Source organism: Flavobacterium rivuli WB 3.3-2 = DSM 21788 (assembly GCF_000378485.1).
Lineage (GTDB): Bacteria > Bacteroidota > Bacteroidia > Flavobacteriales > Flavobacteriaceae > Flavobacterium > Flavobacterium rivuli.
Genome location: NZ_KB899973.1, coordinates 142,999 through 168,915 on the forward strand (window position 1 = coordinate 142,999; position 25,917 = coordinate 168,915).

General features: G+C 45.3%; 23 protein-coding genes. 20 read left to right on the forward strand and 3 right to left on the reverse strand.

Translation table 11 applies throughout. The annotated features are described in order from the left end of the window. Positions 1–132: 132 nt before the first annotated feature. The 3 genes from F565_RS0116760 to F565_RS21870 form a co-directional block, all read right to left on the reverse strand. Positions 133–1,335, reverse strand: coding sequence for an FAD-dependent monooxygenase (locus tag F565_RS0116760; RefSeq protein WP_020214398.1), 1,203 nt, complete (start codon positions 1,333–1,335; stop codon positions 133–135). Between the two features lie 27 nt (positions 1,336–1,362). Further along, on the reverse strand, positions 1,363–2,241 hold the full coding sequence (locus F565_RS0116765) for a helix-turn-helix domain-containing protein (RefSeq protein ID WP_020214399.1): 879 nt from the start codon (positions 2,239–2,241) through the stop codon (positions 1,363–1,365). 136 nt (positions 2,242–2,377) lie between these two features. Next, on the reverse strand, positions 2,378–4,078 hold the full coding sequence (locus F565_RS21870) for an AraC family transcriptional regulator (RefSeq protein WP_020214400.1): 1,701 nt from the start codon (positions 4,076–4,078) through the stop codon (positions 2,378–2,380). A 339-nt stretch (positions 4,079–4,417) separates the two neighbouring features. On the opposite strand from F565_RS21870, the gene F565_RS0116775 reads away from it, so the two are divergent. From F565_RS0116775 to F565_RS0116870, 20 genes are all read left to right on the forward strand, one after another. Then, positions 4,418–5,146, forward strand: coding sequence for a hypothetical protein (locus F565_RS0116775; protein WP_020214401.1), 729 nt, complete (start codon positions 4,418–4,420; stop codon positions 5,144–5,146). Positions 5,147–5,442: 296 nt separating this feature from the next. Beyond that, on the forward strand, positions 5,443–6,372 hold the full coding sequence (locus tag F565_RS22470; RefSeq protein ID WP_026300125.1) for a helix-turn-helix domain-containing protein: 930 nt from the start codon (positions 5,443–5,445) through the stop codon (positions 6,370–6,372). A gap of 41 nt (positions 6,373–6,413) precedes the next feature. Further along, positions 6,414–7,607 carry a hypothetical protein gene (locus F565_RS21880; protein WP_020214404.1) on the forward strand — a complete coding sequence of 398 codons (1,194 nt, stop codon included), beginning with the start codon at positions 6,414–6,416 and terminating at the stop codon, positions 7,605–7,607. A 244-nt stretch (positions 7,608–7,851) separates the two neighbouring features. Next, positions 7,852–8,331 (forward strand): hypothetical protein, encoded by a 480-nt coding sequence (locus F565_RS0116795; protein ID WP_020214405.1) that lies wholly within the window; start codon positions 7,852–7,854, stop codon positions 8,329–8,331. 128 nt (positions 8,332–8,459) lie between these two features. Then, entirely contained in the window at positions 8,460–8,789 is a 330-nt protein-coding gene (locus F565_RS0116800) for a DUF4134 domain-containing protein (protein WP_020214406.1), read from the forward strand. Between the two features lie 6 nt (positions 8,790–8,795). Beyond that, entirely contained in the window at positions 8,796–9,230 is a 435-nt protein-coding gene (locus F565_RS0116805) for a hypothetical protein (protein ID WP_020214407.1), read from the forward strand. 37 nt (positions 9,231–9,267) lie between these two features. Further along, positions 9,268–9,513, forward strand: a complete 246-nt coding sequence (locus tag F565_RS23125) for a hypothetical protein (RefSeq protein WP_020214408.1) — start codon at positions 9,268–9,270, stop codon at positions 9,511–9,513. 303 nt (positions 9,514–9,816) lie between these two features. After that, positions 9,817–14,823 (forward strand): helicase-related protein, encoded by a 5,007-nt coding sequence (locus F565_RS21885; protein ID WP_020214409.1) that lies wholly within the window; start codon positions 9,817–9,819, stop codon positions 14,821–14,823. 17 nt (positions 14,824–14,840) lie between these two features. Then, positions 14,841–15,155: a DUF4133 domain-containing protein gene (locus F565_RS0116815; protein ID WP_020214410.1), complete on the forward strand. Its 315-nt coding sequence runs from the start codon at positions 14,841–14,843 to the stop codon at positions 15,153–15,155. Between the two features lie 27 nt (positions 15,156–15,182). After that, positions 15,183–17,651: a TraG family conjugative transposon ATPase gene (locus F565_RS0116820; RefSeq protein ID WP_020214411.1), complete on the forward strand. Its 2,469-nt coding sequence runs from the start codon at positions 15,183–15,185 to the stop codon at positions 17,649–17,651. Positions 17,652–17,662: 11 nt separating this feature from the next. Beyond that, complete coding sequence (locus F565_RS0116825; RefSeq protein WP_020214412.1) at positions 17,663–18,367, forward strand: hypothetical protein; 705 nt, start codon at positions 17,663–17,665, stop codon at positions 18,365–18,367. A 10-nt stretch (positions 18,368–18,377) separates the two neighbouring features. Further along, on the forward strand, positions 18,378–18,815 hold the full coding sequence (locus F565_RS0116830; RefSeq protein ID WP_020214413.1) for a hypothetical protein: 438 nt from the start codon (positions 18,378–18,380) through the stop codon (positions 18,813–18,815). Between the two features lie 88 nt (positions 18,816–18,903). Then, positions 18,904–19,527 carry a hypothetical protein gene (locus F565_RS0116835; RefSeq protein ID WP_020214414.1) on the forward strand — a complete coding sequence of 208 codons (624 nt, stop codon included), beginning with the start codon at positions 18,904–18,906 and terminating at the stop codon, positions 19,525–19,527. Between the two features lie 4 nt (positions 19,528–19,531). Further along, on the forward strand, positions 19,532–20,170 hold the full coding sequence (locus F565_RS0116840; RefSeq protein ID WP_026300126.1) for a hypothetical protein: 639 nt from the start codon (positions 19,532–19,534) through the stop codon (positions 20,168–20,170). A gap of 144 nt (positions 20,171–20,314) precedes the next feature. After that, positions 20,315–21,382 (forward strand): conjugative transposon protein TraJ, encoded by a 1,068-nt coding sequence (gene traJ / locus F565_RS0116845; protein WP_231559635.1) that lies wholly within the window; start codon positions 20,315–20,317, stop codon positions 21,380–21,382. 17 nt (positions 21,383–21,399) lie between these two features. Next, positions 21,400–21,963 carry a conjugative transposon protein TraK gene (gene traK / locus F565_RS21890; protein WP_020214417.1) on the forward strand — a complete coding sequence of 188 codons (564 nt, stop codon included), beginning with the start codon at positions 21,400–21,402 and terminating at the stop codon, positions 21,961–21,963. Between the two features lie 59 nt (positions 21,964–22,022). Continuing rightward, positions 22,023–22,520, forward strand: coding sequence for a hypothetical protein (locus tag F565_RS0116855; protein WP_020214418.1), 498 nt, complete (start codon positions 22,023–22,025; stop codon positions 22,518–22,520). 4 nt (positions 22,521–22,524) lie between these two features. Beyond that, complete coding sequence (gene traM / locus F565_RS0116860; RefSeq protein WP_026300127.1) at positions 22,525–23,802, forward strand: conjugative transposon protein TraM; 1,278 nt, start codon at positions 22,525–22,527, stop codon at positions 23,800–23,802. A 16-nt stretch (positions 23,803–23,818) separates the two neighbouring features. Then, positions 23,819–24,682 carry a conjugative transposon protein TraN gene (gene traN, locus F565_RS0116865; protein WP_026300128.1) on the forward strand — a complete coding sequence of 288 codons (864 nt, stop codon included), beginning with the start codon at positions 23,819–23,821 and terminating at the stop codon, positions 24,680–24,682. Continuing rightward, on the forward strand, positions 24,657–25,799 hold the full coding sequence (locus F565_RS0116870; protein WP_244874858.1) for a hypothetical protein: 1,143 nt from the start codon (positions 24,657–24,659) through the stop codon (positions 25,797–25,799). The genes traN and F565_RS0116870 overlap by 26 nt, the downstream gene beginning before the upstream one ends. Positions 25,800–25,917 lie beyond the last annotated feature (118 nt).

Here is a 25,917-nt window from a genome sequence, read left to right on the forward strand (position 1 = left end):
ATTATAATTTACCAGCTTTAACGGTATTCCAAAGAACTATCGGGAAGCATCAATGATATTAAATGTACAGGAACCGCTGCCAACTGCGATTGAAAGGTGCCAACAGCCAATTTAACTTCATGAGTACTGAGTTCACACCTTATTAATAAGATTGTAGTCGGGCAGATCGATTTTCTTCGAATCGCGAAGGTACAGTTTTGAGAAGATCTTCCGTACTGAAGGCTTACCCGCCACGCGCATTGCGCCACGCAGGAAAGACAGGCCAAAGCGAGTATGTGGCCATAGGAGGCGAATTCCAATTTTAGGGAAACTCTGCCCTTCTGTTATAAGAGGCCTCATTATCCTACTGTAAGCCTGAAAGGCATCATTATAATGCTCAGCCCTTGCAATCTCACCAGCCAGCACATACCCGCCTACAATGGCAAGGGTAGTACCGACCCCTGAAAGTGGTGTGGGGCACCATGCCGCATCACCAGTAAGCACGGTCCGCCCTTTCGACCACCTTTTCATCCTTACCTGGCGGAGCACATCAAAATAGAAATCTTCCGTTTCAGCCATACCTTTGAGTATCCGTGGGAATTCCCATCCATCGTGCTCAAAATTCTTACGGATGAAATCCTTCTGTTGCTGTGTATTCCATTTGTTTTCGCCTTCCGGCTTTTTATGGATTCCCACATAAGCACGAAGTTTACCATCACTGCCCGGCTTTAGGGTCGCGCCCCTTCCGCCGACAGTGTTATACTGCCGCGCAAACTTACTATCCGACTTCTCGCCCGGTATAGCAAAGTATGCAATAGTAAGGTCCATATAGCGCTTCCTGTTTTCACCGGGGAATACCAATTCCCTTGTAGCGGAGCCTACCCCTTCTGCTACAATGACAATATCATACTGCTCACGTTTGCCGCTTGTAAAAGTCACCACCGCCCTGGAATCATTTTGTTCTATTGCAGCTATACTGTCGCCAAAACAGTAGATGGCACGTTCGCTGGCAGGGTTATAGATCAGCCGCGATAGATCGCCACGTAAAATTTCCATCTCTGCGGTTGGACCTTCGGCACCGATATCTTCGACTGCAAACCGTGCCAGCACGGTATCATCTTCATCTACCCAGTCGGTACCCTGTTCACTTGTATTCAATGCGAGTGCAGCCTCTTCGAGCCCCATCCGGCGTAGCACTTCACGCCCAAGGCCACGGACATCAACATTCTGACCACCATCACGAAAACTATCGGCTCTTTCCACTACCGTGACCTCAAATCCCTGTAGGGAAAGCCACCACGCAACCGTATTGCCTGCCACACTTGCGCCGGTAATCAGGATTTTTTTTTTGTTCATTGTATTATTATATTGATTGATATTGGGCTACGCTTTATTGCCCTTTTCGCTTAGCCGGAATTTTGCCGGTGAGGTCTTCGCCATCTTACTGAAGATACGTATGAAGTATTTATAATCATCATATCCCAAAGTTGCGGCGATCTCTTTAACACTTTGATTGGTATATACCAGAAGCCTCCGTGCTTCATATATAATTTCCTGCTGTATGAAATGGGTAGACGAAAGCCCAGTAACTGTCTTAAGGGTATCATTAAGGTAACTGACACTGATATTCATCTGATAAGCATACTGCGCCGGTTTTTTCCATGTTATACATTGTTCCTTTACTAATTGCTGGAACTGTCTTGTAATGGTTATTGCCCGTGGGGAATGGCTGGCGGCAGCTTCGCTATCCAAAGACTGAAAAAGGTTTACAATATAGTAAAACACTGCATTGAGAAGCGATTGCAAATATTGCATGCGGAACTCCCCTGATGTATTATTTTGGGAGCCCTGATATAAAAGAGCAAGAAGTTGTGACAAAACAGTTGTCTCATCCTGATTGAGTCTCTTGGTGACGATTTGCCTGAGCGCCTGTCCTAATTCATTCCTGGACTTTTGGTCAATGAGTTTTGCGTCAAATGCCATTACCCAACCCGATATATCCCTGTAGGATGTGCAATGGTGGATCTGGCCGGGATTGATAAGCAGTAATGATAGAGGTTCCATGCTTACAGGCTCAAAGTCTACATTAAAACTAAGAAAACCCCCGTCCAATATAAATAAAGTGTAGAAATCATGCCGGTGTGCATCACTACTTTGATCATCAAGCCCCTGATCCAGATAATCTGAAGACATCGGCGCAATGGCAATGCCATGCGCATGCTCAGTCATTTCCACCAATTGAATACCGGTCCCTTTTTTCATAGTAGTAGATAATTCCCATTCAGGAATATTTGCTCTACAAAATTAAAACTTATTAGTTGGCACATGGGCTATGAAAGGCGCAAAAAGGTGGACAAAAGGCATGTATAGCATCGTATTCCCTTTATACTGCATTTCCCTACACTTGATTATCACCTTCTCTTTGTTCCTCGTTTTTCCTTTTCATCTCCTGGATAAAGAATACTGCCGGTATACCGGTAACAGAAAAGAAGGCATTGGCAAACCGCTGGGTACTGCTGTAGCCCACTTCCTCTCCTAAAGCCTTGTTAGTATAGTTCAGCATCATCTTATCCTCCTTTAATTTGTCAATGAGGTAATTTATCTTCAGGTCGTTAATATATTCTGTAAAGCCCTTATCCCTATAATGGCGGATCACTTTGGAAAGGTATTTCGTATTGGAGTTAAAAGCCGCCGCGAGCTTTACCAAGGTCCACCCTACCTCCAAAAACCGTTTATCCCTCTCAAATTTGGCTAGTAATAATACAAGCTGTTGCGCAGCATCAGGGTTAAGGTCAGGGTATTCCGCCCGTACTTTTTCTACAGGCGGGGAAACTATGGCCAAAGCATCTTTCTGCATCAGCGCTTCAAACTTTTTACGGAATATCTTTTGATTGCTTATGTGCCTGTAAACAAGATAAAGAATGGTCAAAAACAAGGCTAGGATTGCCGACCCATAGATATAATCATTGTATTGCCTGCGGTCCAATAATAGTTCTATACGCTGCTTCTGTTCCAGGAGCTCTTTAGTATCGTATTCTTTATGAACCCTTCCGGACAAGTAAACAAATGTCTCCTCGATTATGCGGTCGGCCCTCAGTAATTTTTTAACGTAATGTAATTGTTGCTCCAGGTCTTTCTTATCCTGGTAATAGCGGATAAGGATCTCATAATTTTCACGCAGGTCGGGGCGCAGGAAGTTGGTATCCTCGAAACTTTTATCGACTTTTAAAAAGTAAGGCAGCGCACTGTGGAGGTCTCCCAGGGCCATGTAGCATTTCCCTAAGTAAAAATTCCCCACGGCCCCGTTGGCAAAATCTTTTTTACGGGCTATATAGGGCAATGCCTGATTGATATTATGTAGGGAGGCAGTGTAATCCCCTAGAAAATACTGGTTGATGCCTTCGGAATGGATAAAATAGGGCTCCATATCGTGTACACCAAGCCGCTTACCTTCACTAAGCCCTTGAGCGTTCATTCGCGCAGAAAGCCCATAATTCCCGATTTTATTATAACACAATCCCAGGGAGTGCAGGGAGTTCAGGTACCCCCTGTCGTCATGCCCTTCGAAATAGGCTGCGCATTCCTTAAGCAGGGATATCGCTTCATGGTAGAAGCCAAGATACTGTTTAATCTGCGCCATATTGTATTTAGTCTTATAGATAAGATATTGATCATTAGTGGTTGCAATTAGGCCATTCGCAATAAGGTAATTATCCAGTGCCTCCTTATGCTTTTTCTGCCCGTAGTAGGCTATGCCTTTTGTCAGGTAAGCCGAACCCTGCAATGCCCTGTTATGGGTAGCCTTTGCGGTCAGGACCATGCTGTCTGCATAATTGAGCTGCTGGCTCACAGGGGCATAGTACACATAATTTTTGTAACCGTTCACCAGCTCTTCTTCATTGTTCTCCCGTTTGGCCTTTTGCAGGAAGGCATCAAGGTAAACAGCCTGCCGCTTACTACCGGGGTCGCTGTTATCGATACAATCATACAGGTAGTCGTACGCATAATTTTGCAACGTGTCCGGCTCATCAATTTTGTGCTGTGCGATTGCTGAACCACCTGAACACAGGGAGCCCATAAGAATGTACTTTTTAAGCATAATAAAATGTGTTTATGCGTTAGTAAAGCCTGCATTGCCATTTTAAAAATATTTTTAAAACGATTTGGGGATTGCTATGCAGGCATACTACCAAATGTAATGGAAAGTTTGTAGTATCATTAAATCTTTAACAAAAACGTGCTATGGATTTCGCGGAAATCCATAGCATTTTTCATGGAAACCCACAGCTATTGTGTTGCACGGTGTTGGGACAGGCTATAGTTTTGGCCTTGAATTCAAAAGCGAAACATTTGGCATATGCCGGATACTGGTTCTGCTTACCCGGGTAAAATGAACTGACGAAAAAAGTAATCAGTCACATTTAACACATTTCTGACCATGAAAAATTTCTTACCTGGAACTGCACTGCTATGCTTTGCACTCCTTTCGTGTACCACTGAAGCTATCCAGAGTGGCGCAACTGAACAAACTTTAAATGCAAACCAGGCTTTTGTTAGCAGGCAGGGCCTGGGTGACGCCACCCCTGCCAATACCCAAAATCCCTATGACTTTGCGGGTGCAGCCCAAAACGAACTGCTTGACCTTTACCTTGATGGCAACTACAGCTACAGTTCTATTGAAGAGGTAAGTGAAAAGGTAGCACTACTGGCCGTCCAACACTATGCGCTGGACGGACAGGATACACCACCCACGATATCCCAAGAACAGATTGCGGCTATTCTAACAAACCCCAGCGGGGCGCTCGGCGCAATAGGGACAAGCCCTACCTTATCTGCTCCGGCGGCAACTGGCTTTTCAGAGTTTATGGTAACATTGGATGCTGCGCAGGACGCGACCTTTGAGGAACTGTATTCCCTGATTATTGCTTACGAGACGACGGTAATCAATAATCCGGACTACAGTTCGGCGGATAAGGAAGTAATCCTTACGTCAACCTCGATCGCACGCTATACGATTTATTACAGGAAGAAACGAAAAGACCGCGATTGGGATACTTCGGTTGGTAATATAGTAGCTGGTGCCAGCGGTGCCGAAGAGAATACCATTAGCGCGGTATCCATGGCAGTAGTTACCGGTATTAGTATTAATAACGGCATTACGCAGTAGCATGGGCTCTTTTTTAACGATCGAATCAAAAGTAGTAGCCGCTTCAAGCGTGCTGCTACTTATTGTTAACCTGGCAAGCCTTTATTTCATCATAGACCTGTACACTTATGATGAGATAACAGGCTATCTATACAATGGTGCCCTCAAAAGCTGCGGCACACGTGGCTTTGTATACCTGCTTTTTCCCGTAACGATGTCCAACCTCCTATTTATAGGAATAGCCCTTATCGTACGGTTCCTCAAGTAATAATGCCGTGTTAAAGCTATGATCAGTCCGAACAAACTAAACGAAAATAATGAAAGAAGCCCAATGCACCCCGCGGTATAGTAGCTACGGCCAGGGCTTGTATTTATATTATATAAAAACAGGAGTGCCGGAATCTATTTTAATGGACGCCTTTAACACCAGTGCGGTTCGTATTGTGCTGATAACCGAAGGCACAATCAAAATTGAATTTAGTACCGAACAGCGTACGCTGCACGCACAGGATATTCTTACTATCCCTGCCACTATAACAGCCAAAGCGAGTGGAAACCGTTATGGCCTTTACCTTTTGACCGCCAGCACACCTTTTTTGGTAGAGCATAGCCTGAAAAATCTTGGCAAAGATTCCTTCGGTTTTTTGGTTACAAATGCAGCGGATGTAATACACCCGGGCATACAGGCTTACCACACGCTTACCGCATTATTGACACATCTGGGAACAATACTTACTAATGCTGATGCTTCCCCTTTTCAAAAGGAGAAAGTCACGCTCTGTTTTAACCTGCTGCTATTTGAACTCGCTGAACTTTACCACCCAAACTCGGGCGGGGTATCCAAAAGGGGTGGTCAGAGGGAAAAGTTAGTTTTGGGATTCCTGACACTGGTCGCGCAGCATAGCCGCGTGCAGCATGGTGTAAAATTTTACGCTGGCCGTCTCTACGTCACCCCCAATTACCTTAATAAAGTAGTCAGGGATATTACCGGCAGCACTTTAAAGCATTTTATAGAGGAAGCCTTATTATCCGAGGCGAAAAACCTTTTGCATGCAACTGAAGATACCGTCAGGGAGGTTTCAGAAACTCTCAACTTCAGCCACCCGGGATCATTCAGTACATTCTTTAAAAAACGGACAGGCATTTCACCCTCATCCTATCGGCGAAACAGGCCCGATGATACTGCCCGGGAGGGCAATGTTTACGGAGCCTTCTTTGTAGTCTGGGATAAAAAATCCGGTCAATAAATTTTATAGCGCCTTATATAGAACCGCAAAATAGATAATGTATGGCACAGAACTATACCCTGGAATGGCTTGACTCCCAAATTTCCATTGTACTCAGCCCACATAAGATGTATTTTCAGGATATCTCAAAAGATGAGCTACAGGCTATGTCTGAAAAGGCTACTATAGAAACTATCGCCATCCAATCGGAACTCAGGAACCAGGTTTTCTCACTGCATAAGGAAAACCAGATCAAGCTCCTGGTACGCAAATACCATTCGGCACTGATCATATTGCTGGATACCATTACTGAGCATCAAAAGCATCCGGCCTTTATCCAGGCTGACCTACTGAACATTGCGGCAACGCTGATCTCCTGCCTTGATGAATTGCTGACCTTTATTGAAAAGAGGTTCTCTAATTTCCTGAGCCTTGAAGAGCGTGTCCCTTCAACGTACCTGGCTGTTTCCTGCAATGAACTTAAGATTAAGCTGGACCGGTTGAAAAAGCGGCTAGTCGCCAATGTCGCAGATACGCGTTTTACAGACCTGGTATTGGGTAACCTGTATGGTTTTATCAATTCAAAAAAAAATGCACGCGTTACCTTCCGGGAAATGCTTTACCGCAAGGAACTCGTAAAAGAACTGGAACTTGTGGGGGAGAAAAAAAACCAAACGAGTGTCTATGCAGCCCTGCATGAGTTATTGGTTTACATGAATTTTAACAGCAGGAGTTATATCAATTATTTTACACAATGCATTGCCGATAAGATCAACCTGCTCCAGAATAAGGTTGAACGTATCGACAGCCTGAGTTTCCATTATAAGGAATTCCAGCAGATGCACAGCAACCAGAATATGGTGCTGTACCCGCACCATGACAACCTGAAAGAGGTCCTAAATAACTGGTTCAGCCAGGAGATCGCCTATCTTGAAAAGACATTGCACCTCGCGGTAAGCCCTCTGAGTGAACGCCGCGCGCCGGCGGCAGTACCTGTTAAAGATGAAAAAATAATATGTGACCTCTCAGCAGACCAGCTGGCTCTTATATTACGTGCAGCGGACGAGTCAAGGGTTGTGGTTGCTAAGTCGATGACCGAAGTTTTCAAGAGCATCGTACCGCACCTCTCCACTACCAGAAAAGAAACGCTATCCTATACGGCAGTGCGCAGTAAAGCCTATAATGCCGAAGACCGGGATAAAGAACTTGCGGTACTAGCACTGCAGCGCATGATCGAAAAGATAAAAGGGTATTGACTACTACCGTGAATAAACTAATGAGAAAGGGATGCACCGTTACCGGTGCATCCCTTTTTTTCATCCTCCTGAAAAAAATAATTTCTTCCTATTGTCCTAAAGTAGCGGGGGAACAAGGGGAACAGCGTGGGGGCACAAAAAATTTGTGCTTGTACCATTTTTGATTGATGGCTTCATTTGCCCAATAAAACTATCCGGTTAACCCCGGGTACAGCGAAAATGTTGAACGATAAAAGAAAAGATTATGCTGACAAACATTTCATGGGGCACTTACGTTACAGCCGTCGCCCTGTTACTCACAAGCTGGTACGCCTTTGTCGGATTCCGCTTTTACTTTACCGAAGTAAAAGGCCTGTTATCCGGAAAACACAAATTCAGGGTCACAGGCCCGAGATCCCTTACCATGGATGAACCGCCTTCACCAGAGGCCCAGGCACCTCCCATTGCACATGAGATCGACACCTCCGCTTTTGCTGTCGAAGACCCTACGTTCAATGATGTGGATGCGGTAGTTGAAAAACTCAAATCTACTATTGCCGACGCGGCCAAGCGCAGTGTCGTAAAAGAGGAACTGCTTACTTACCTGCAATTGGTGTTAGAAGAATTTCCCTCGGTAAAAAATTCCCCTTTCCGCGAGTCGGTCAGTGAATTTATCGCCTCAGAATGCAATAAAAATGACACCCTTACTGTGACCGCTGAAGAAGCGGATGCATTATGGGATTAAACCTGAAATAGCACAGGAAAGCCCTTGCCTGTCCCCTATGCGGCAGGACGTAATGTGACAGAAGGAAGCGGGCTACAAGGCAACGGCAAACCTGCGCTTTATTACCTATCAACTTAATTTAATGCATCATGAAAAAACACAATTCCTTCAATTATCCCAACCAAAAAGCAGCCATCTATATCCTGCTATTGTCAATCGTATTCCCCTGCACCTTATTAGCCCAGGATGGCCTTGCCGGAATCAATGAAGCTAACGACCAGGTGCGCAGCTACTTTGCAGCAGGCACCGACCTGATGTACGCTATTGGCGCCCTTGTGGGCCTTATCGGCGCGGTTAAAGTCTACCAAAAATGGAACTCCGGTGACCAGGATACCTCCAAAGTTGCCGCAGCGTGGTTCGGCAGCTGCATCTTCCTTGTTGTTGTAGCGACGATCATCCAGTCCTTCTTTGGTGTTTAAAAAGCTATGGAAAGCTTACTTAAGGAAAAACTATCGGCGCACATTGCCCATCATAATCCGGACCTCATGCTCAACCTGCAGGCGGACCATTCGGTAACAAAATACCTTGATGAAAAAATGAAAGGTATTATGCCAATGATAGCGCAATTAGTTGCTGAGGCAAAACCGCAGTATATCATTCAGGAACTGTGTTTGAAAGCCCTTACATCAGACCTGATACCCTCAAAATTCCATTATATCCGTTCGATAATTGAAGAAGATTTCAGTGACGATTTTGAGCGGCTGAAGGAAACAGGGATCCTGACGTTTGAGGTGGCCAACCTCATCACGATCTGTAATGCTACGGTTTTTAAAAGTTTAGGCTTTACGACGGACAATCTGGAGGACCGGCATCTTCGCTATGCGGTCATTGCAGAAATATATTACTATCTCCTGGGGTAATGCAATTGATGAAAGGGAACTATGAAAACAGGGTACTATGGCTTACAATATCTCAAAAAAACTCGAAGGCAATGTCCGCGCCATCCGTGTGGCGATGGATTTCCAAAAAGGCCAACCGCTCTCATCGGAAGACCTTGCCACCCTTCAAGGTTACGCAGGTTTTGGCGGTATTAAAGCCATCCTGTACCCATATGGCTCCGAGGAAGGCTGGCAGGCAAACGGGGCTACGAATGACGACCTAAAATTGTATCCCGATATCATGGCGTTGCACGACCTGTTGTAAGAGAACCATACGGAACAGGAATACAAAGCGATTGTAGCCTCCCTTAGAAATAGCGTACTAACCGCTTTCTATACCCCTGAAGTCATTCCCCGCACGATATACAATGTTTTAAAAGAAAGAGGGATAGCACCTAAAAGGCTTTATGAACCCTCGGCAGGTTCCGGTGTATTTATCAGCGAGGCAGTCCAGGCTTTCCCAAGCCTTGAACAGGTTGCGGCGGTTGAGAAGGACCGGCTCACCGGCCTGATACTTTCAGCACTTAACAGCACACTTCCGGTAAAAACAGCTACCCATATTAGCGGGTTGGAACAGGCACCGATAACCGACAATGGCACCTACGACCTTGTGGTAAGCAATATCCCTTTTGGTAACTTCCCTGTATTTGATGCATCGTTCCCCAGTAAAGACCTTTCAGGAAAAATCCACAATTATTTCTTCGCTAAGGGACTAGACAAACTGGCGGATGGCGGACTAATGGCCTATATTACAACCGATGCCTTTTTAAACAGCCCTTCCAACCAAGGTGCAAGGGAGTACCTTTTTAAGCATGCGGACCTGATCAGTGTGGCAGTAATGCCGGACAACCTGATGAAGGATACCGGAAATACAGAGGCGCCAAGCCATTTACTGATTGTCCAAAAGAATAACAGCAAGGAGAAATTAAGTTGGGAAGAAGATTTCCTAAATGAGGTCCGTGAAAAAGAAAATGAGTTTGGCAGGTACCCTTACAATTACTTACTGTCCATAAACGACCATGATGTGGTGATAGGAAACTCCCGCAAACCGGGAACCAACCAGTACGGGAGGGCTACCGAAGTTATATGGCAGGACGGGGACATCAACCAGATCGGGGAAAGCCTGCACGCCAGCCTTGCCCACCAGTTCCAGAACCGCTTTGATAGCGAGCTTTTCAAAAAAGCACAAGCCCAGGCTACAGCTGTTGGGCAACCGGCACCCTTACATCAAAAGCTGACTTACCTGCCCCTGCCGCAAAATAAGGCACAGGGTTCAGCGGTACAGCTCGGCTTGTTTGACCTGGCACCCGCAGAAAATAGTAACCGTGCTTCGGCCTACCTCAACAGTACTGACGAGGGTATCATCCGCAAGGAATCAGCCAGGCTAATTGGTACAGTCCGCAATACGGAGAACCCCGGCCATGAGAACATTGTCCTGTTGACCGCCAAACAACTTAAGGGAGAGCGGTACCTCTACAGGTTACATTCCAACCTTGGGGAAGTCAATAACCTATCGGTTAACTGGATGAACGCATCGCTGTTAGCGTATGAGATTAATGCGATCAACACGATGCTGAATGGTTTCGGGCAGGCCTTCAGGTTTGAGGGCGACCAGACGCTGGAAAGCCTGTTCCGCTTCCACGAAAAGGAAATCGGGCCCGTTACGGAACTGCTGCCTTTTTACAGGCAGGGCACTTTGGTGGTACACATGGGACAGGCAGGTAAACTGGACAACCCGGATCCTGAATTTAAACAGGCTGCGTTCCATCCCCTCGGCGGGAAGGGCGATATCAATTTTTATAGGAGTTATATCGCACTGCGTGACAACTACCTGCAATTGTCCGCCCACGAAATTGAAGGCAATGCGATCAGCAGCGGCGAAAGGGAAGCCCTGAACGGGCAATACGACCGCTTCGTATCAAGCTACGGTATGCTGAATAGCCCTGCCAACCGCAGGCGCATTACGGAAGACAGTGCTTTTGGTGTATCCCTGTTGGCATCGCTGGAGCGCAAAGAAGGCGAACACTATGTGAAATCTGACATACTCACCCATTCGGTCCAAAAATCGAAAGAACGTTTTGTTACGGATGACCCCATAGAAGCGCTTGCCCATAGCTTAAATGATACCGGCAGTGTACACCTTGACTTTATAAAAGTGGCTCTGGGTATCGATGAAATCGAAGCCATAAAACGCCTTGGTGATACCATTTACCTCAATCCGGGATCGGACGAATGGGAAACTGCAGACCAGTACCTCAGCGGAAACGTAGTGGAAAAACTCAATGTGGCAAGGGTACATCGTGAAAAAGCGCCCGGAAATTTACAATACGAGCGAAGCGTTACCGCATTGGAGCAAATACAGCCGGAACGCATCCCCTTTGAAATGCTGGACTTTAACCTCGGGGAGCGCTGGATACCCACCGATTATTACAGGCAGTATGCCACGGAACTTTTTGAAAAGGAAACGGATATCAGTTACTTTCCGTCACTGGACACCTTTAAGGTTGCAACGGCCCATAACATCAAAATCGACCGTGAATATGCGGTTACACCGCAAAATGGAAGGATCACCTACGGCTATACCATACTGGAACATGCCCTGGAAAATACGACCCCATTCTTTACCTATGAGGTATCGGTTGGAGGCGGTAAAACTGTCCGTGTCCCGGATAACGATGCGATACAACTGGCGCACCAAAAGATAGAGCAGATCAGGAGTGGGTTTGTGGACTGGCTAAAGGAATTACCTGATACAGACAAGAAATATATTGAGAACCTTTATAACGACACGTTCAACTGCTATGTGCTGCGCGAGTACGACGGCAGCCACCTGACCTTCCCAGGGCTGGATAAAAAAGCACTTGAGATCGATGACCTGTACAGTTCCCAGAAGAATGCGGCATGGCGCATTGTGCAGAACCGCGGTGCGCTGGTGGACCATGAGGTGGGGCTTGGAAAAACGCTTACCATGATCGTGGCAGCCCAGGAAATGAAACGGCTTAAGACCATCCATAAACCGATGATCATTGCCCTTAAAGCGAACGTGGACCAGATTGCAGAGACCTACCGCAAGGCCTACCCTGCGGCAAAAATACTGGCACCCGGGCAAAATGATTTTACCCCGGCGCAGCGGACCAGGCTGCTACACGAGATTAAGAATAATAATTGGGACTGTATTATCCTGACACATGACCAGTTTGGAAAAATCCCGCAATCTCCTGAGATACAGAAGCAAATTTTCCAGGAGGAGCTGGATAACATCGAGCGGGATCTGGATACCCTTCGGGAACTGGGTGGCGACATTTCCAAAAAGATGCTCAAGGGCCTTGAAATACGCAAGAATAACCTTGAGGGTAGCTTAAAGGGCATACTGCGCGATATTGAGGAAAAAAAAGACACAGGCATCAACTTTAAGGAAATGGGCATTGACCACCTGTTTGTGGACGAAAGCCATAAATTCAAGAACCTGACCTTTACGACAAGGCACAACCGCGTAGCAGGGCTTGGTACTACCGAGGGCAGCCAGAAAGCGCTGAACATGCTGTTCGCGGTGCGGACACTACAGCAGCGCTTTGACTCGGACCTTTGCGTTACCTTCTTATCAGGTACACCGATTTCTAACAGCCTTACGGAAATGTACCTCTTGTTCAAATACCTGCGCCCACGGGAAATGGAGCGCCAGCGCATTGAGAATTTTGACGGCTGGGCAGCAGTATTCGCCAAGAAAACTACTGACTTTGAATTTAGTGTTACCAATGAAATCGTTGCCAAGGAGCGCTTCAGGCATTTTATCAAAGTACCGGAGCTAGCAATGTTCTATAACGAGATCACGGATTATAAGACGGCGAAGCATATTAACCTTGACAAGCCTGAATTACAGGAGACCCTTGTGAATATAGCCCCGAGCGACGAGCAGAGGGAATTCATAAAAAACCTGATGGCTTTTGCCAAAACAGGGAATGCAGAATTAATAGGCCGCGCCAAGCTCACGCCAAAAGAAGACCTGGGACGTATGCTAATCGCCACCAATTATGCCAAGAAAATGGCAGCAGACCTACGCCTTATAGATGAAGATAAATATAGCGACCACCCCCATAATAAAGTGAATACAGCGGCGCGGAATATCGCATCGATCTATGAAGCTAGCACCCCGCATAAGGGCACGCAGATCGTTTTTTCAGATATCGGGACACCCAAGCCGGACAGCTTTAATATGTATGATGCGCTAAAGGATAAACTAGTCAGTGATTTTAATATCCCACCCAGCCAGGTGACCTACATCCATGACTGGACGGATCGGCGAAAGCCGGAATTGTTCCGGAAAATGAACAAAGGGGAAATCCGTATACTGATCGGGAGTACTGAAAAAGCAGGGACCGGCCTGAATGTGCAGGAGCGCGTTGTGGCGATGCACCATTTGGATATACCATGGCGGCCATCTGACCTGGGACAGCGCAATGGACGTGGCGGCAGGCAGGGCAATAAACTGGCAAAGGAACATTACGACAACAAAGTCCAGAATTTTATTTATGCCACGGAGCAGTCACTGGACAATTATAAGTTCAACCTGCTGAAAAACAAAGAAACGTTCATTGCACAGATGAAAAATTGCGAACTGAATGTACGCACCATTGATGAGGGGTCAATCGATGAAAAGAGCGGCATGAACTTCTCGGAATATATTGCCATCCTCTCGGGAGATACCTCGCTGCTGGAAAAAAGCAAATTGGAAAAGAAAGTAGCCGTAATGGAAAGCCTGAAGACCGTCCACTTCCGCGAAGCCAGCCGTACAAGGATCGGGTTGGAAAAAATGCAGAATAAAAGGTTCAGTACTGCAGCCACACTGGAAAAGCTGACCGATGATGCGGCCCACTATAAATCACTGCTGCAATACACACAGGACGGGGCTAAGGAAAACCCTGTAACCTTAAACGGTATTGCCACCTCCGATCCTGAAGCTATAGGAAGACATATTATCAGCCTGTATGAGGGATGGAAACCCCCGGAAGGACAAGCGGAGCAGAAGATCGGAAGCCTCTATGGGTTTGACCTTTTCATCCAGCGAAAATATGAAGCCTACGAAGAAAAAGGCAGCTATGAGTATCGGTATTCCAACAGCTTCTATGCGCAGCGGCAGGCAGACGGGATCAAGTATACCTATAATGACGGGCTGCCCAATATTGATAACTCTAAACTGGCGGCACGCCACTTCCTCAACGCCATTGACCGGGTGGACAGCCTCAAGGAAAAGTACGATTCAAAATTAAGAGAGCTGATAACCGAAATACCAAAACTGGAAAAGTTATTACAGAAATCTTTCGCGCAGGAAAATGAACTGCAGCAGATGAAAAATGAGCTTGCAGGCCTGGAACGGGAGATCACAATTAAAATCCAGGAAAGCCAACTCAAGCAACAGCAGGAACATCTCGGCAACGCTGGTGACGAGGGTACTGTTGAGATAAGCCATACGGTAGCAGCGGAACAAGAAGCAGCCGCACGCGGGCCCACGGTGCAGGAAGCAGTAAATGTAACCCAAACGGAACCGGAACGAATACGCAGCAAGATGCGATTATAACTTTAAAGTAAGCTACTATGTCAAACAGCGTTTACCAAGTCAATAAAGGGATCAATAAATCTATAGAATTCAAGGGGCTGAAAGCACAATATATATGGTATCTCGGTGGTGGCATCGCCGGATTGTTGGTAGGGTTTTCCGCAATGTACCTCATAGGCCTACCCTCCTTACTTTGCGTGGGAGTAATTCTCATAGCAGGCGCACTACTGGTAATGAAAGTGTATGGGATGAGCAATAAATATGGTGAGCATGGCCTGATGAAAGCCATGGCGCGAAAGCAGGTACCTAAAATTATCAAAATACGGGGCAGGCAGCTATTCCTTAAAAAATAAGCCATCAAACTATGTAACGACAATACTATGGAAAAGACAATTGAAAATATGTTTCCTATAATGGATGTGGAACATGACTGTATCATAAGCAAACAGGGAGATGTGACTATTGTATTTCGGGCCGACCTGCCTGAGATCTTTACGCTTTCCGACCAGGAATATGAAACCTTTCACCAGACGTGGGTAAAGGCCATTAAGATACTTCCAAAATTCAGCATATTCCATAAACAGGACTGGTTCCTGGACAGCAGCTACACGGCTGATTTTACTAAGGAAGATACAAGTTTCCTTAGCCGCAGCAGCGAGCGTTTTTTTAACGAACGTCCTTTTTTAGAGCACAGTTGCTACATTATGCTGACTAAAAAGCCGGCAGGCCGAAAGACGTCAACATCGCTTTTCTCCAGCCTGCTGCGTACTACCGTAGTACCGGAAGAAACGCTCAAGCCACAGCTACTACAGGAATTTCTGGACAGTGCAGGCCAGTTCCAGAGAATACTGGAAGACAGTGGTTTTGTAAAACTTACGCGGTTAAAAGAAGAAGAACTGAAAAGCCAGAGCCACAAGCTTGGTCTTATTGAGCGCTACTGCTACTTGGCAGAGAAGGATGATAACCTTATTATTAACGACCTCAAATTCGATGAGGGCTTGCGGGTCGGTGACAAATATTGCCAACTGTATACCCTTGCAGATGCTGAAGACCTGCCGGCGCTATGCGGCAGCCGTATCAACTACGATAAATATTCTACGGACAAAACTAAATTCAGCGTGGGATTTGCATCTACACTGGGCCAGTTGCTTTCGTGCAACCATATTTATAACCAGTATGTATTTATTGAAGATGCCCAAAAGACACTCCAAAAACTGGAAAGTAAAAGGCTGCGCCTGCAATCGCTATCGGCCTACAGCCGTGAGAATACGATTTCCAGGGATGCCACCAACGATTTTCTCAATGAGGCGATTGGGCAACAACGTTTACCGGTTAAGGCACATTTCAATGTACTGGCATGGACGGATACTAAAGAGGAACTTAAAGATTTGAAGAACATGATCTCCTCGGCTATTGCACAAATGGATGCCGTAGCCAAGCAGGAAACCGTAGGCGCCCCGCAGATCTATTGGGCAGGCATACCCGGTAATGCAGCTGATTTTCCAATGAACGACACCTTTGATACGTTTGCACAGCAGGCTACCTGTTTCTTCAATTTAGAGACCGGCTACCGTTCTTCTATAAGCCCATTCGGCATCCGTTTGGGGGACCGCCTGACCGGAAAGCCGGTACACGTCGATATTAGTGATGAACCCATGGCAACGGGAATTATTACCAACCGGAATAAATTCATTTTGGGGCCGTCAGGCAGTGGGAAGTCTTTTTTCACGAATCATATGGAACGGAGCTATTATGAGCAAAACGCGCACATCGTACTTGTGGATGTAGGCCATAGCTATAAAGGGTTATGCGATATGGTAAATGGCTATTACTTCACGTACACCACCGAAAATCCTATCCGTTTCAACCCTTTTTTTATCGGGGAGGGCGACGCATTGGATACCGAAAAAAAAGAAAGTATTAAAACATTACTGCTGGCCCTGTGGAAGAAGGATGATGAGTCGTTCCGTCGAAGTGAGTATGTAGCCTTATCTAATGTCATCGCGGGCTACTACAGCAACCTTGAGGCTAAAGATGACGTATTCCCGGGCTTCAATAGTTTTTATGAATTCCTGCGCGATGAATATATTCAGGTACTTAAGGATGACCATGTAAAGGAACGGGACTTTGATATTGACAATTTCCTGTATGTGCTGCGCCCCTATTATGAAGGAGGTGAATTTGACTACCTGCTGAACGCGACGGAAAACCTTGACCTGCTGCAGGAGCGCTTTATCGTCTTTGAACTGGATAATATTAAGGACCACCCCATACTGTTTCCGGTGGTTACGATCATAATTATGGAAGTCTTCATCAACAAGATGCGCAAGATGAAAGGCATCCGAAAAACGATACTGATCGAGGAGGCCTGGAAAGCCTTAATGAAGGAAGGTTTCGCAGAATATATAAAATATTTATTTAAAACGGTCAGGAAATTCTTTGGCGAGGCTATAGTGGTTACCCAGGATATTGAAGATATTATATCCTCCCCTGTGGTAAAACAGGCCATTGTGAATAACAGTGACTGTAAAATACTCTTAGACCAGTCAAAGTACCAAAACAAATTCGACCAGATTCAGGAACTGCTTGGCCTTACCGATAAGGAAAAAGCCCTTGTGCTGTCGATGAATAAGGCTAATGACCCTTCCAGGAAATACAAAGAAGTTTTCATATCCCTCGGCGGCACACAGTCAAAGGTCTACCGTACCGAAGTATCGTTGGAAGAATATCTGGTCTACACAACGGAAGAAACGGAAAAAGTCAAGGTGCAGGCCTATGCCAAAAAATTTGATGGCGACATTAAAAAGGGCATTGCGGCACTGGCTAATGATATACGTAACGGAATCTAAAACATACTACCATGAAACTGAAAACTAAAATCACGCTTTTGCTTCTTTGCTTTTTACTGGCTACGCCGCCGGTACTGCCTGCCATACCTGCAAGCTCAACTACGACGGCTGCTATACCGCTGGTCAATATCATTAAGGAAGCCATTAAAAAAGTCATCAAAGCCATCGACCTTCGAATCCAGCGCTTGCAGAACAAGACGATCTGGCTGCAGAATGCCCAGAAGAAACTCGAAAATACGTTGTCAAAGCTAAAGCTGGATGAAATATCGGAATGGACTGAAAAACAGAAGGAACTCTATAAAGAGTATTATGATGAATTGATGAAGGTGAAAACAGTCATCACGTACTATAAACGCATCAGGGACATTACCGATAAGCAGGTGCGTCTGGTGGATGAGTATCAGAGGGCCTGGGAACTTTTGAGGCAGGATGATCATTTCAATGAAGGCGAGTTGCAGTATATGGATAAAGTCTATTCAGGGATACTGGACGAGAGCATCAAAAATATTGACCTGATTTTTATGATTCTGGATTCCTTTACAACACAGATGAGCGATGCAAAAAGGCTGGAACTCATTAATGCAGCGGCGGATCAGATCGATGGCAACTACGACGACCTGAAACTCTTTAACAAGCAAAATATGTTATTGAGCCTCCAGAGGGCTAAAGATATTAATGATGCCAATGCAGTGAAAAAGATATATGGTTTACCCTAAAGCGAATAGTATGTCAGAATTAACAGCTAATAATCTTTTTGAATTATTCGATGCCAAAGGATATACGGGCCTTACACGGTTCTATTCCCCATCATTTGAGTTCACAGATACCATTAAGGCTGGTTTGCAGCGGGTACAGCAGGAATTTGCCGGTCAGATTGGCATAAGCACTTTCAGTTTGTCTTCCTACCCAGTTTGGGAGCGGCAGGGCGCTCCCTATGTATCCAGTTATGTTTTGTGCAGCTATAAAGATGAAAAAATTAGCGTCAGGCTTTTAGACCTGAGCTATAACAGGGGTACGCATAATGGTGAAATATCCAGGCAACTTCTAAATGAACCGGAACCTGGCGATATTCCTGACAAACAGCATTTGAGCGATACACTCAGGAATTTATCTACACAAAATAGCGAAACAAGAAAAAGAAATATTAAAAGATATAAGTTATGAAAGCATTTTTCTATAAATGTATTGCCATGATGGCCTTTAGCGTTGCCCATGACTGTACAATATTACGGACTACTTTAAACAAAGAAAGATGAAAAAACTATTAATATACTGCCTGCTGACCGGTCTATTATCAGGTAGCCTGCAGGCACAGAACAAGCAGGCTAAAGTACTGCTGGAACAAATTGCCGCCCTACACATTTATATAGGCTATGTACAGGATGGCTATAGTACAGTTAAAAATGGGCTGGACGTTATCGGGGATTTTAAACGCGGTGAACTCAACCTGCATGCCGGTTATTTCAGCTCCCTGAGGATGGTTAACCCAGCGGTTAAAGAGTACATAAAGGTTGCTGAAATCATTGCCCTACAGGCTAAAATACTGCAGAGCTCTAACAATACCCGGAATTTATTACAACAGGATGCTGACCTTTTTAATGGCAATGAGCTGGCATACGTGGGGAAGGTCTACGACAAGCTGCTGGAAGACTGCGAACGTATTCTCAATGATCTGGAACCAGTGGTTACCGACGGCCAATTGGAGATGAAAGACGACGAGCGCATGGAACGCATTGATATGCTCCATGCGAATATGACGGACAACTATATTTTTTGTAAGCGTTTCGGCAATAGCACCAAAGTACTCGCCGTATCAAGGATTAAAGAAGAGATGGATATACAAAACGCCCGTGCATTGCGCGGCATAAACGACTGAAATTATGAAAAAGCTATGTATACTACTACTACTGCTGACAATCTCTTTATCCTGCCCAAGTACGGGATATGCACAAGCCCAGGAATTGCAGCAACTGGCGCTCAACATCGAAAAGCTGGCGCAGTTCCGACAGATCCTGAAGGATATGAAAAAAGGTTATGAAATACTGACTCAAGGCTATAATACCGTAAAGGACCTCACGGAAGGGAACTTCAGCCTCCATAAAACATTCCTGGATGCTCTTCTTGAAGTTAGCCCTACGGTAAGGAATTATAAAAAAGTTGCTGAAATCGTTGAATACCAAATACAGTTGGTGCATGAATATTCGACTGCGCTGAACCGTTTCAGGGATAGCGGTGATTTTAATGATGAAGAACTGGGCTACCTGGAACGGGTCTACGATAACCTCTTTAACCAGAGCCTGCGTAACCTCGATGAACTTACTGTTGTAATTACTGCCGGGGAACTGCGCATGTCGGACAGTGAACGCCTTGAAGCCATTGATAAAATCCATGCTGATATGCAGGACAAGCTGCTATTCTTAAGGGACTTCAATAATAACACTTCAGTGCTTGCGGTACAGCGCGCCAAAGAGCGCAACGAAGTAAATACAATGCGCAGCATTTACAGGGTAAACAACTAAAACATTACTACTATGAAAAGGATAAGCAAGGCTGTAATCCTTACAGCCGCAGGGCTGGTACTGCCCTATTCTGCAAACTCTCAGGCCCTTGGAGATGAAATGAACAGCCTTCACGGCGTCCTTGAGCAACTCTATGATGAGATGATGCCTTTATGTAGTAACCTGCTCGGTGTTGGACAGGGAATTGCAGGGTTTGCTGCCCTTTGGTACATCGCCTCAAGGGTTTGGCGGCACCTTGCAAATGCCGAACCCATAGATTTCTATCCGCTGTTCCGACCTTTCGTTATTGGTTTCTGCATTATGATATTCCCATCCGTACTGGCTATGATCAACGGCATCATGAAGCCGACAGTCACTGCTACCGCAGCCATGGTGGAAGGCTCTAACAAAGCCATAGAAGTATTGCTCCAAAAGAAGGAAGAAGCTATAAAAACAACCGATGTATGGCAAATGTATGTTGGGGAAGACGGTAGCGGTGACGAGGACCGCTGGTACAAATATACACATGACGGCGATGACCCCGATGACCAGGGAATTATATCGGGCATAGGGACTTCTATCAAATTCGCTATGGCAAAGGCGGCCTATAACTTCCAGAATTCTGTAAAAGAATGGATGAGTGAAGTACTCAGGGTCTTGTTTGAAGCTGCCTCACTGTGTATCGATACCCTGCGAACCTTCCAGCTTGTAGTACTTTCGATTCTTGGGCCATTGGTATTCGGGCTATCTGTATTCGACGGTTTCCAGCATACCCTCACTGCCTGGTTGGCGCGCTATATCAATATATATCTATGGCTGCCGGTGGCCAATATCTTCGGCAGTATCATTGGCAAGATACAGGAAAAGATGCTGATGCTCGATATCGAGCAGGTAAACGATTACGGCGATACATTTTTCAGTAAGACCGATATGGCCTATCTCGCTTTTATGATCATTGGTATCATAGGTTATTTTACGGTTCCTTCGGTTGCCAACTACATTGTACAGGCCGGCGGCAGCGGATTAAGCCAAAAAGTAACGAGCCTATTCAATAGTGGCAGTTCTTCGGCAATACATTATGGCCAAGCTGGAGGCGGGGCTTTTGCGGAGCGTATGGGCCGTGGCCTTGTAAATATGGCCCACGCACCCTCAGACATTATGGATGGTTACCAAAACGGCGGTCAGGAAAAGTCCGGCGGGCACCAGCACGACAAATTGAAAGGCAACTCCTAACCTAAACTACAACCACTATGTTCACTAAAATGAAAAATATAGATACCGCATTCCGGCATGTACGGGGTTTTACAATGCTCATTATTGCGGCATGCGTACTACTGAGTGGCTTTGCGCTTTACAAAAGCTTTAGCCTTGTGGCCGGGATGCAGGAAAAAGTATACATCCTCGCTAATGGCAAAGCCCTCGAAGCCTATGCTTCCGACAGGAAAGATAACATACCTGTAGAGGCAAGAGACCATGTAAAGACGTTCCATAAACTTTTCTTTACCCTCGATCCCGATGAAAAGGTCATCCGCTTCAATGTCACCAAAGCACTCTACCTGGCCGATGACAGCGCAAAGCGGGTTTATGACGACCTGAAAGAGAACGATTATTATTCCGGTATCATTTCAGGAAATGTAAGCCAGACCATTGCAGTGGATAGTGTCCAGATAAGCATAAACGATTACCCATACCACTTCAGGTGCTATGCCACACAAAATATTATAAGGACGACAAGTATTGCCCACAGAAGCCTGATCACAGAGGGAAACCTGCGAAACGTTTCACGCAGCGACAACAACCCCATGGATTTTTGATTGAGCGTTGGAACACCATTGAAAACCGCGATTTAAGTACCGAAAACAGAAAGTAGACTATGAAAGCACTATTTAAAAAAAATAACGATAAGCCGGGCGAAAATAATGCGCCGGTTCCTAATGCTATAGCACGGCAGTTTGCCAAAGGATATTCATTTGTCCAGATGAAATGGGCAAAATGGATGGCAAGGAAAACCTCTAAATGGTCCAAAAGGAAACTAACCGCAACCCTTGTGTTTTTCTGCTTTGTAACAGGGGCCTACAGCACATACTTAATAGTATACAGCCTGCTAACACATGTCGAAGCAACAAGCTCAATAACTACAACCAAAATTTCGCGGCAGGCTGCTTTGTCTAAAACAATAGCACATAAAAGCGGGGCTGTTATCACCGATGAGGAAATGGATCGCATCATAGCATTCAGGCATTATCTGGACAGCCTTAAAACAACAGCAAGCGGAACTAAATCGTACGATAGTATTGTACAAAATTGTTCTGGGCTGCTGGATAGCTTAACTATAGTTGAAAATTATTATTACCGAAATCTTAAACATTAAAATCATGGAAGAGAAACCTAAATCAGCAAAACTGCTCAGGCAACGTAAGATGCTTTTGGTACTGCCCCTGCTTGTACTGCCTTTTATAACTATGGCATTCTGGGCGTTGGGAGGGGGCAAAATGGATACCGCAAACGCCAATGCGGTGAAGGAAGGATTTAACCTGACCTTGCCGGGCTCCAATCTAAAAGAAGGCACCGCCTTAGACAAGATGAATTATTATGAGAGGGCTGCGCTTGATTCCGCTAAACTTGAAGACCTGATAAAAAAAGACCCTAACTATTTATCGAAGGCCGCAAAGACAGATGCGGAAAAACCTTTACAGGATACCACATCCCAGGGAAGTAACGACGGCTTGAAAACCTCGGGGTACCGCAACCCTAATGAAGAGAGGGTGTACAGGAAATTAGAAGCCCTTCAAAAAGCAATGAACAAGCCAGCAACATCCCAGCGACATAATGTAGCATCCCGATACCCAAAGCCCGCTTCTGAGGATGCTGACGAAGATATTGCAAAATTGGAAGCGATGATGCAATCGATGAACCAGCCACAGGGAACCGATCCCGAAATGCAGCAACTTAACGGGATGCTTGAGAATATCCTCGACATCCAGCACCCGCAGAGGGCACAGGAAAAATTGAAAAAGGCCTCAGAGGCGCAACGCGGACAGGTTTTCGCGGTCGGCACCGGTACAGCGGAAGAAAGTGTATCCTCATTAAATGCATCCAATAGCAGTACGGCTTTAGCGGCGGGCCATTCAACACGAAACGGATTTTATTCTATTGAGGAGCCTTTATATGGCGATGTCCTTCAAAATGCGGTCCAGGCTGCTATCCATGAAACACAAACCGTAGTAAACGGCTCCACGGTAAAGCTAAGGCTGGCCTCAGATATCTTCATTAATGGGATTAAAGTCCCTAAAGATAATTTCCTGTTCGGTACTGCTTCCCTTAAAGGTGAAAGGCTTTCTATAACGATAAACAGCCTACGGTTTAATAATTCACTTTTTCCAGTGGAACTCTCGGTCTATGATATGGACGGCATGGAGGGCATTTATATTCCCGGTGCGATCAGCCGCGATGTGGGCAAAGCATCAGCTGATCGGTCAGTACAGACCTTAGGTGTGGCCACCCTCGACGATTCCTGGAGTGCGCAGGCGGCAGGTGCAGGTATCGAAGCTGCCAAAACCCTTTTCAGTAAGAAAATTAAACTGATCAAAGTGGTCGTCAAATCCGGTTACCAGGTGCTGCTGAAAGATGAAAAACAAAAAACTACCCACTAATTTTAATTATAGTATCATGAAAAATATCAAATTAATTGTAACAACCTGTTTCCTCCTGTTGATCAGTATGGCCTACCCGCAGCAAAATATCACGGGTACCGTCGTAAAGGCGGACTCTTTGTCAATCACCTGTACAAAGACTACAAGTGTCGTGTTCCCTTACGCTATTAAAAGTGTTGACAGGGGCAGCCTGGATATACTGGTCCAGAAAGCTAAAGGCTTTGAAAATGTATTACAGGTAAAAGCAGCTGTGGAATGCTTTACAGAAACGAACCTGACGGTAATAACCTCCGATGGAAAACTCTATTCTTTCTTGCTCAACTATAACGAGCAGCCTAAAGTTTTTAATATACAAGTTACTAAATCTGAAAATGGAGCCCCCGTAAATGCATTTTCATTTAATGGGGCCAATGCAGAAGAACTTAAACAATTTTCAACATTGGCTTTAGCGCACAGGAAAAAGTTAAGGGGTGTAAAAGATTACAAAAGTAGCATCAGATTCCGTCTTACTGGTTTATTCATTCATGAGGGGATTTTGTATTACAGGATAACTATTAAAAACGATTCCAATATTAACTATGATATTGAGCAACTGCGCTTCTTTATCCGTGACCAAAAAAAGGCAAAACGGACTGCGTCCCAGGAGATAGAGCTTACACCGGTCTATGTTGATAGACCTGTTACACAGGTGAAAGGTAATAGCCAAAATACTGTCGTTTATGCATTGCCCAAGTTCACCATCCCCGATAAGAAATACATGGCTATACAACTTATGGAAAAAAATGGGGGCCGGCACCTTGAACTTAAGGTAAAGAACAAAACTATCCTTAATTCGGTACTCCTTGAACCAATAAATGCCGGCAGCAATGATCATCAATAGTTTTGACACTGACGAACTTTTAAAAGCGATGACTTTACTGGCGGGCGAAGGGTTTGTGCTTGTGGCATTTCCTACTGATGAGGTATCAGATATAAGTAACCTGGCTTATTTTAAAACAGCCTACGAAGCTTCAGAGCATTGTTATGAGATGTCTACCGATGTTGACTTTTACAAAACCCTGCCCCTGCAAGAGGTAATCGACGACTTAAAGGCAGTAGCGCCATTTGGGATCGATACCACTCTTAACGAAGCCATCGAAATTTCAGGAATGGCTATGTTGTACCGTGGAAGCACAGAATATCAAAATACTAATTTAAACAATACGATCATGAACGAGAAAAATTTTGAGTACCTGGAAAAACAGGTAAAATTTACAGGATTCGGTGAAGAAATGAAAGATGACCTAAGGGCGAAGATTGAGCAGAAGCTCCCGGAATTTACCCTACAGCACACGTCACAATATGGCCAGGACGCAGCTGTCGCAACCTTAAACTTCAGGAAGTCTGACCAAACTGATATGTACTTCTTTAACTCTTACAAACTCAATGTAGAGAATGAGTATTCCAGGGAAAAGACCGAGCAGACCTTTTACATCAATTACGGGAATACCATGACGTTAAAGGAGGCCTACAACCTTATGCAGGGCCGCGCCGTCAATAAAGATCTCATAAATAGAGAAGGCGAGGGATATAATTCTTGGGTCCAAATGGACTTCAAAAATCCCGACGAGCGGGGTAACTATAAACTGAACCATTTTCACCAGAATTACGGCTACGACCTTGAAGCGGAACTTGCCAAGCATCCAATCATGGAATTATCGGACCAACAGCAAAAAGATCAATTGGTTGATTCCTTAAACAGGGGAAACAGGCAGGCGGTCACTTTTGAAAAGGATGGCAAGGAAGTTATGCACTTTGTGGAGGCTAATCCACAATTTAAGGCAGTGAATCTCTATGACGAACACATGAAAAGGCTTGACAACAGGCAGTCTAACGATCAAACGCAGTTGCAGGGTCAGAAATCTTCTGCTAACCAAAGCGCAAAACAGGGACAGGATGCTGAAGATGATGTAGGCGGCAAGCCGAAAAGGAAAAGCCAGGCCAAATCTATGAAATAACTGCAAGCCACTAAGCCATTGCTGAGTTTTACTAACGAAATGTTCCTACTCAGAAATGGCTTAGGTTATTAAAATCTGAACTACAGTAAAATATCCTGACTTCATACAAGCTCTATAT

Coding starts and splice junctions, on each gene's coding strand:
- F565_RS0116825 (WP_020214412.1), top strand. CDS start 17,663: ATGAAACTGAAAACTAAAATCACGCTTTTGCTTCTTTGCTTTTTACTG.
- F565_RS0116820 (WP_020214411.1), top strand. CDS start 15,183: ATGGAAAAGACAATTGAAAATATGTTTCCTATAATGGATGTGGAACAT.
- F565_RS0116870 (WP_244874858.1), top strand. CDS start 24,657: ATGCCGGCAGCAATGATCATCAATAGTTTTGACACTGACGAACTTTTA.
- F565_RS22470 (WP_026300125.1), top strand. CDS start 5,443: ATGAAAGAAGCCCAATGCACCCCGCGGTATAGTAGCTACGGCCAGGGC.
- F565_RS0116855 (WP_020214418.1), top strand. CDS start 22,023: ATGAAAGCACTATTTAAAAAAAATAACGATAAGCCGGGCGAAAATAAT.
- F565_RS0116795 (WP_020214405.1), top strand. CDS start 7,852: ATGCTGACAAACATTTCATGGGGCACTTACGTTACAGCCGTCGCCCTG.
- F565_RS0116835 (WP_020214414.1), top strand. CDS start 18,904: ATGAAAAAACTATTAATATACTGCCTGCTGACCGGTCTATTATCAGGT.
- F565_RS0116775 (WP_020214401.1), top strand. CDS start 4,418: ATGAAAAATTTCTTACCTGGAACTGCACTGCTATGCTTTGCACTCCTT.
- F565_RS0116765 (WP_020214399.1), bottom strand. CDS start 2,241: ATGAAAAAAGGGACCGGTATTCAATTGGTGGAAATGACTGAGCATGCG.
- F565_RS21870 (WP_020214400.1), bottom strand. CDS start 4,078: ATGCTTAAAAAGTACATTCTTATGGGCTCCCTGTGTTCAGGTGGTTCA.
- traJ (WP_231559635.1), top strand. CDS start 20,315: ATGCCTTTATGTAGTAACCTGCTCGGTGTTGGACAGGGAATTGCAGGG.
- F565_RS0116760 (WP_020214398.1), bottom strand. CDS start 1,335: ATGAACAAAAAAAAAATCCTGATTACCGGCGCAAGTGTGGCAGGCAAT.
- F565_RS0116800 (WP_020214406.1), top strand. CDS start 8,460: ATGAAAAAACACAATTCCTTCAATTATCCCAACCAAAAAGCAGCCATC.
- F565_RS0116840 (WP_026300126.1), top strand. CDS start 19,532: ATGAAAAAGCTATGTATACTACTACTACTGCTGACAATCTCTTTATCC.
- traN (WP_026300128.1), top strand. CDS start 23,819: ATGAAAAATATCAAATTAATTGTAACAACCTGTTTCCTCCTGTTGATC.
- F565_RS0116830 (WP_020214413.1), top strand. CDS start 18,378: ATGTCAGAATTAACAGCTAATAATCTTTTTGAATTATTCGATGCCAAA.
- traM (WP_026300127.1), top strand. CDS start 22,525: ATGGAAGAGAAACCTAAATCAGCAAAACTGCTCAGGCAACGTAAGATG.
- F565_RS0116805 (WP_020214407.1), top strand. CDS start 8,796: ATGGAAAGCTTACTTAAGGAAAAACTATCGGCGCACATTGCCCATCAT.
- F565_RS0116815 (WP_020214410.1), top strand. CDS start 14,841: ATGTCAAACAGCGTTTACCAAGTCAATAAAGGGATCAATAAATCTATA.
- F565_RS21880 (WP_020214404.1), top strand. CDS start 6,414: ATGGCACAGAACTATACCCTGGAATGGCTTGACTCCCAAATTTCCATT.
- traK (WP_020214417.1), top strand. CDS start 21,400: ATGTTCACTAAAATGAAAAATATAGATACCGCATTCCGGCATGTACGG.
- F565_RS23125 (WP_020214408.1), top strand. CDS start 9,268: ATGGCTTACAATATCTCAAAAAAACTCGAAGGCAATGTCCGCGCCATC.